The organism is Burkholderia sp. 22313, assembly GCF_052045245.1.
Classification (GTDB): Bacteria; Pseudomonadota; Gammaproteobacteria; order Burkholderiales; family Burkholderiaceae; genus Burkholderia.
The window spans coordinates 116841-123827 of sequence record NZ_JBQEON010000021.1 but is presented as its reverse complement, the minus strand read 5'-3'; the positions used below and the strand labels follow the sequence as shown (position 1 = coordinate 123827).

The 6987-nt window shown below is 65.9% G+C and carries 5 protein-coding genes and 3 tRNA genes; 1 reads left to right on the top strand and 7 read right to left on the bottom strand.

Annotated features, from left to right (window positions below; translation table 11 throughout):
• Window positions 1–119: 119 nt before the first annotated feature.
• The 4 genes from ACTJKF_RS18795 to gltX form a co-directional block, all read right to left on the bottom strand.
• Window positions 120–196, bottom strand: a tRNA-Asp gene (locus ACTJKF_RS18795).
• A gap of 81 nt (window positions 197–277) precedes the next feature.
• Window positions 278–353 (bottom strand) — tRNA-Glu (locus ACTJKF_RS18790).
• A 137-nt stretch (window positions 354–490) separates the two neighbouring features.
• A tRNA-Ala gene (locus ACTJKF_RS18785) sits at window positions 491–566 on the bottom strand.
• Window positions 567–699: 133 nt separating this feature from the next.
• The gene (gene gltX / locus ACTJKF_RS18780) at window positions 700–2109 is read right to left on the bottom strand and encodes a glutamate--tRNA ligase (RefSeq protein ID WP_440625056.1); all 1410 of its coding nucleotides are present in this window, start codon (window positions 2107–2109) and stop codon (window positions 700–702) included.
• 280 nt (window positions 2110–2389) lie between these two features.
• On the opposite strand from gltX, the gene ACTJKF_RS18775 reads away from it, so the two are divergent.
• Window positions 2390–3307, top strand: coding sequence for a patatin-like phospholipase family protein (locus tag ACTJKF_RS18775; protein ID WP_440625054.1), 918 nt, complete (start codon window positions 2390–2392; stop codon window positions 3305–3307).
• A 150-nt stretch (window positions 3308–3457) separates the two neighbouring features.
• Here ACTJKF_RS18775 and ACTJKF_RS18770 read toward each other — a convergent pair whose 3' ends face one another.
• From ACTJKF_RS18770 to ACTJKF_RS18760, 3 genes are all read right to left on the bottom strand, one after another.
• Window positions 3458–4132, bottom strand: a complete 675-nt coding sequence (locus ACTJKF_RS18770; protein ID WP_440625052.1) for a C40 family peptidase — start codon at window positions 4130–4132, stop codon at window positions 3458–3460.
• A 128-nt stretch (window positions 4133–4260) separates the two neighbouring features.
• A complete protein-coding gene (locus ACTJKF_RS18765) occupies window positions 4261–5889 on the bottom strand; it encodes an ABC transporter ATP-binding protein (RefSeq protein ID WP_440625050.1) in 1629 nt (542 codons plus the stop codon).
• The gene (locus ACTJKF_RS18760; protein WP_440625049.1) at window positions 5886–6983 is read right to left on the bottom strand and encodes an ABC transporter permease; all 1098 of its coding nucleotides are present in this window, start codon (window positions 6981–6983) and stop codon (window positions 5886–5888) included. The genes ACTJKF_RS18765 and ACTJKF_RS18760 overlap by 4 nt, the downstream gene beginning before the upstream one ends.
• Window positions 6984–6987 lie beyond the last annotated feature (4 nt).

Sequence of the window (6987 nt, the reverse complement as noted above, 5' to 3'; positions counted from 1 at the left end):
GAACCCCTGTACTCACCGTGAAAGGGTGATGTCCTAGGCCTCTAGACGAAGGGGACAACGTACTGCTTACATCTTTAATACAAAAGCCCGCTCAAAAACGTCTTGAACGGGCTTCGTTCTGGCGGAGCGGACGGGACTCGAACCCGCGACCCCCGGCGTGACAGGCCGGTATTCTAACCGACTGAACTACCGCTCCAACTTTCTGCACCGTTACCTGCAGGACGTCGGTTACGTTCCTGCAAGCCTTGCGACACTTCTACGAAACGCCGCTAAAATCTGGCGTCCCCTAGGGGATTCGAACCCCTGTACTCACCGTGAAAGGGTGATGTCCTAGGCCTCTAGACGAAGGGGACAGGATCTTTTCAGATCTGTCTGACTTTCGCTATTCACTCATCGTCAACAGCGAAGGCCGAAATTCTAACTGCTTTAAATCATTCTGTGAAGCATTTATTACTACCACTGCTTCGCAAATCAATTCGGTTTGTTCTGATGGTGGAGGTAAGCGGGATCGAACCGCTGACCTCTTGCATGCCATGCAAGCGCTCTCCCAGCTGAGCTATACCCCCTTGCAGAACAGAAATGAGATTATATGGACCGAATTTGAACTTGTAAATACCCTTTTTGCGATTCGAGCGAAATTTTTTGCGAAGCCGCCGTCACGTCACGTCACGTCCGGACGGCCTCGCTGCCGCCCCAGCCTCAGGCCAGCGCAGCCTCGATACGCGACACGACGGCGTCGCGACCGAACAGCACGAGCACCGCGTCGATCGACGGTGTATGGGTCGTGCCCGCCACCAGCAGGCGCACCGGCATCGCGAGCTGCGGCATCTTCAGCTTGTGCGTCGCGAGCGTCGCCTTCAGCGCGGCAGATACCGCCTCCTTCGTCCAGTCGGCTGCCTTCAGCGCGGCGACCAGGTCGGCCAGCGCCGGACGCACCGCGTCGGTCACGTGCTGCGCGATCGCGTCGGCGTCCGGCGCCGGCACGCGGTAGAACATCGCGGCGCCTTCGGCGATCTCCTTCACCGTCGTCGCGCGATCCTTCATCAGGCCGACTACCGCGTCGAGCGCCGGGCCCGTCGCGATCGCCGTGTCGTCGACGCCGAGCGCGTCGAGGAACGGCTTCGCCAGCGCGGCGAGGCGTGCGTTGTCGGCTTCCTTGATGTAATGGGCGTTCAGCCAGCTCAGCTTGCTGTGGTCGTACTGCGCCGGCGACTTGCCGAGATGCTCGAGATCGAACCATTCGACGAACTGCTCGCGCGAGAAGATTTCGGCGTCGCCGTGCGACCAGCCGAGACGCGCGAGATAGTTGACGACAGCCTCCGGCAGGAAGCCTGCGTCGCGATACGCCATCACGCTCATCGCGCCATGCCGCTTGCTCATCTTCTCGCCCTGCTCGTTCAGCACGGTCGGCAGGTGCGCGTAGACGGGCGGCTCGCCGCCGAGCGCGCGCAGGATGTTGATCTGGCGCGGCGTGTTGTTCACGTGGTCGTCCCCGCGAATCACATGCGTGATGTTCATGTCCATGTCGTCCACGACCACGCAGAAGTTGTAGATCGGCGTGCCGTCCGGGCGCGCGATCACGAGGTCGTCGAGTTCTTCGTTCGAAATCTCGACACGCCCCTTCACCGCGTCTTCCCACGCGACCGTGCCGGTCAGCGGATTGCGGAAACGCAGCACCGGCTTCACGCCGGCCGGCGGCTCGGGCAGCACCTTGCCCGGCTCCGGACGCCACGTGCCGTCGTAGCGCGGCTTGAGGCCGGCCTCGCGCTGGCGTTCGCGCAGCGCGTCGAGCTCCTCGGCCGACATGTAGCACGGGTAGGCAAGACCCTGCTCGAGCATCTGCGCGAGCACCGCGCGATAGCGGTCCATCCGCTGCATCTGGTAGATCGGGCCTTCGTCGAAATCGAGGCCGAGCCACTGCATCCCCTCGAGGATCGCGTCGACGGCTTCCTGCGACGAGCGCTCGACGTCGGTATCCTCGATACGCAGCACGAACGTGCCCTCCATCTTGCGGGCGAACGCCCACGGATAGAGCGCGGAGCGGATGTTGCCGAGGTGGATGAAGCCGGTGGGACTCGGCGCGAAGCGGGTACGGACAGGACGGGTCATAAACGGTAACTCGAACGCCTGGGGCGCATGAATGATTCGACGCGGGATCGACGGCGACAGCCCGGACAGCATGGGGCCGGCCGCGCCCGGAACGGGAAAGAAGCCGGAATTATACTCGCGCCGGTCATCGCGCCAAGCGCGCCGCTTGCTTTATGATGTGCGCGCCGCGGCCGCCAGCCGGCGCCGCGCCGGCCGCACGGATCCCGCCGCACGGCCGCTTGGAACCTACTGCCGCCGCGGGCCGCACGGCCCCGCCGCCAAGCCGCCGGAGAATCATTCGATGTCGTCCCCTCGCCTGTCGCGCCGTCACTTCACGATCGCGTGCGCGTCCGCCAGCCTCGCCGCCTGCACGTCGTTCGGCGACAAGTCCCGTCCCGACAACGCCGCGCAGCCGCACGAGAAGCCCGTGAAGATCGGCATCGCGCTCGGCGGCGGCGCCGCCCGCGGTTTCTCCCACATCGGCGTGCTGAAGGCGCTGGAAGCGCGCGGCATCCCGGTCGAAATCGTCGCGGGCACGAGCGCGGGCTCGGTGGTCGGCGCGCTGTACGCATCGGGGATGAGCGGGCTGCAGATCAACAAGATCGCGCTCGACATGGACCAGGCGTCGATCAGCGACTGGGCGCTGCCGTTCCGCTCGCGCGGGCTGCTGCAGGGCGTCGCGCTGCAGAACTTCCTGAACAAAACGCTCAACAACCGGCCGATCGAAAAGATGGCCAAGCCGCTCGGCATCGTCGCGACCGATCTGCAAAGCGGTCAGCCGATCCTGTTCCAGCAGGGCAACACGGGGCTCGCGGTGCGTGCGTCGTGCAGCGTGCCGTCGGTGTTCGAGCCGGTGAAGATCGGCAACCGCGAGTACGTCGACGGCGGCCTCGTGAGCCCGGTGCCCGCGTCGTTCGCGCGCAAGATGGGTGCGAGCTTCGTGATCGCGGTCGACATCTCGTCGCGGCCGGACGGCGCGGCGACCAACAACCCGATCGAGATGCTGCTGCAGACCTTCACGATCATGGGCCAGACGATCAAGACCTACGAGCTCGACAAATACGCGGACGTCGTGATCCGCCCGAACCTCGCGGCGATGGGCGGCAGCGACTTCAACCAGCGCAATGCGGCGATCCTCGCGGGCGAGGAAGCCGTCGCGCGCATCATGCCCGAGCTGCAGCGCAAGCTCGCGGCGGCCCGCGGCGGCGCGGCCGCGTAAGCGGACGCATCGCCGTGCGCGGCGCGTGACGGCACGCGCCGCCGACACCCCCCACCCCATCGCGTGCCGTTTCCGCGTGCCCTGAAAACAAAAAACCCTGCCGCCTTTCGGTGACAGGGTCTTTTCGATCCGGCAGCGCGCCGGCGAGCGTCAGTTGCTGCCGTTCGCCGCGTCGTCGCCAATCGTCGCGCGCACGCGCTGGCGCAGGTCGTCTGCCTTCATCGGAAACTCCGATTCGAGCCGGCGCGCACCGGTGAAACGCTTTTCCCAATAGCCGCTGTCGAGATCGTCGACGCGAATCGTGCTGCCCGTCGACGGCGAATGCACGAACTTGTTGTCGCCGATGTAGATGCCGACGTGCGAGAACGTGCGGCGCATCGTGTTGAAGAACACGAGATCGCCCGGCTTCAGGTTGCTCATGCTGACCTTCTCGCCGACGCGGCTCATCTCTTCCGCGCGACGCGGCAGCGACATGCCGAGCGTGTCCTGGAACACGTAGCGCACGAAGCCGCTGCAATCGAGGCCGGAATCCGGCGAGTTACCGCCCCAGCGATAGCGCACGCCGATCATGTTGAGCGCGCCAACGACGACGTCGCCTGCCTTCCCCGCCATCCCGGCGAGGAACGACTTCGCGCCGCCGCTCGACGGCTGGGCACTGGTCTGCTGAAGGGAGGAAGTCGACCCGATTTGAGTCGAATTCGTGACATTCTGGTTAAAACTGCTGACTTCGTCGGCGAACGCGCCGGGAGCTGCTGCGAACAGGGCGCCGATGAACAGCCCGGCGAGGGTGCGCGCGCATGCCTGGGTCAGGGATCGATGCTGCATTGGTCGATGGAATTTGCTTAAAAATCAGCTGATTGGCGGAAAATTTCGGTCGATACTAGCCAGCGCGTAATCGTTTGTCAAAACAAATTAAAAAATACAATCGAGATGGTCAGACCATTGGACGCCTATCACGCTTTCCAGACCGCTTCCAACAGCTTTTGTGTGTAAGGATGTGACGGCTTCGTGAAGATGTCGGCGACCTCCCCGGACTCGACCACCACCCCGCCCTGCATCACCGCGACCCGGTGCGCCATCGCGCCGATCACCTCCAGGTCGTGGCTGATGAATACATAGCCGAGGTTGTATTTCTGTTGCAAATTCGCGAGCAGTTTCAGCACCTGCTGCTGGATCGACACGTCGAGCGCGGACGTCGGCTCGTCGAGGATCAGGATGCGCGGCTCCAGCACGAGCGCCCGCGCGATCGCGATCCGCTGGCGCTGGCCGCCCGAGAATTCATGCGGATAGCGATGCAGCACCGTGCGATCGAGGCCGACTTCGCGCAGCACGGCCAGCGACTTCGCTCGGCGCGCGTCGGGCGTCAGTTCCGGGCGGTGCAGTTCGAGCCCCTCGCCGACGATCCGCTCGATCGTGTGGCGAGGCGACAGCGAACTGAACGGATCCTGAAAGACAACCTGCATGTTCGAGCGCAGCGCAGTCTGTTCGCGACCGCGATAAGTCGACAGCGCACGCCCCTGAAACTCGATTTCGCCGTGCGCCGTCCGTTGCAGCCCGAGCAGCGCCATCGCGAGCGTCGACTTCCCGGAGCCGGATTCGCCGACGATCCCGAGCGTCTCGCCCTGCCGTACCGACACGGACACGTCCTCGACCGCCGTCACCGGCATCGTGCCGAACCAGCCCGCGAAGCCCGGCCGCTTGCGCGCGAACTGCACGCTGACGTGGCGCGCATCGAGCACGACGGGCGCGATCGGCATCACCGGCGCGACCGCACGTTGCGGCCGGCTGTTCAGGAGCCGCCGGGTATACGGATGCGCCGGCTCGGCGAAAATCCGCTCGACCGTTCCGCTTTCGACCAGCTTGCCGCGCTCCATCACCGCGACCCGCTCCGCGAAGTGCCGCACGAGGTTCAGGTCGTGCGTGATCAGCAGGATCGCCATCCCGCGCTTTTCCGCCTCCTCGCGCTGCAGTTCGAGCAGCAGGTCGACGATCTGCGCGCGGATCGTCACATCGAGCGCGGTGGTCGGCTCGTCCGCCAGCAGGAGGCGCGGCCGGCACGCGAGCGCCATCGCGATCATCGCGCGCTGCCGCTGGCCGCCCGACAACTGGTGCGGGTAACTGTCGACGCGCTTCTCCGGCTCCGCGATTCCCGTGCGCGCGAGCAGCGCGATCGCGCGCTTGCGCGCTTCGGCCGCCGTCACCCCGTCGTGCAGCACGATCGTCTCGCCGATCTGCGCACCGATCGTATACAGCGGGTTCAGCGCGGTCATCGGCTCCTGGAAGATCATCGCGATGTCCGATCCGCGCAGCCCGCGCATCTCGCGCTCGCTCTTGCCGGCGAGGTCGTGCCCGGCGAAGCGGATCGTGCCGCTCACGTCGGCGTCGCGCAGCAGCCGCAGGATCGACAGCGCGGTCACGCTCTTGCCCGACCCCGACTCGCCGACGAGCGCCACGCGCTCGCCGCGGCCGATCGCGAGCGTCACGTCGTCGACCGCCACCGTGTCGCCGAAGCGCACGTGCAGATGCTCGAGCGACAGCAGCGGTTCGCCCGCGTTCGCGTTCGATACGTTCGGGTCGCTCATCGCTGCCCTCCCGCCGCGCGCACGGAGTCGGCGATCCGCGTGTCGAGCGCGTTGCGCAGCGCGTCGCCCATGAAGGTCAGCAGCAGCAGCGTCGCGACCAGCACGCCGAACGTCGACAGCGAGATCCACCACGCGTCGAGGTTGCCCTTGCCCTGCGCGAGCAGCTCGCCGAGGCTCGGTGTCGGGGGCGGCACGCCGAGCCCGAGGAAGTCGAGGCTCGTGAGCGCAAGGATCGCGCCGCTCATCCGGAACGGCAGGAACGTGATCACGGGCGTCAGGCTGTTCGGCAGCACGTGGCGCCAGATGATCTGCCAGTTGGTGAGGCCCATCGCGCGGGCCGCGCGCACGTAGTCCTGCGTGCGGTTGCGCAGGAACTCGGCGCGCACGTAGTCGGCCAGGCCGATCCAGCCGAACAGCGACAGCAGCACGATCAGCAGCAGGAAGCTCGGCTCGAAGATCGACGCGAAGATGATCAGCAGGTACAGCTCGGGCAGCGAACTCCAGATCTCGATCAACCGCTGCCCGACGATGTCGATGCGCCCGCCGAAGAAACCCTGCACCGCGCCCGCGGCGATCCCGAGCAGCGTGCCGATCACGGTCAGGATCAGCCCGAACTCGACCGACACGCGGAACCCGTATACGAGCCGCGCGAGCAGGTCGCGCCCCTGCGCATCGGTGCCGAGCCAGTTCGCGCGCGACGGCGGCGCCGGGTTCGGCACGGTCGAGAAGTAGTTCAGCGTGTCGTAGTAATAGCGGTTCGGCGGATAGACGACGAAGTTGCCCGGTGCCTCGAGCCGTTTGCGGACGTACGGATCGAGATAGTCGGCCGGCGTCGGGAAATCGCCGCCGAAGGTCGTCTCCGGGTACGCATGGAACATCGGGAAATAGTACTGGCCGTCGTAGTGCACGACGAGCGGCTTGTCGTTCGACCACAGCGGCGCGGCCAGGCTCGCGGCGAACGCGATGACGAAGATCACGAAGCTCCAGTAGCCGAGGCGTTGCTGGCGAAACCGCTGCCACACGCGGCGCGCGGGAGACGGCGACACGCGCGCACGCGCGGCGTCGAGGCGGGACGACATGACGGCCCGGTTCATCGCG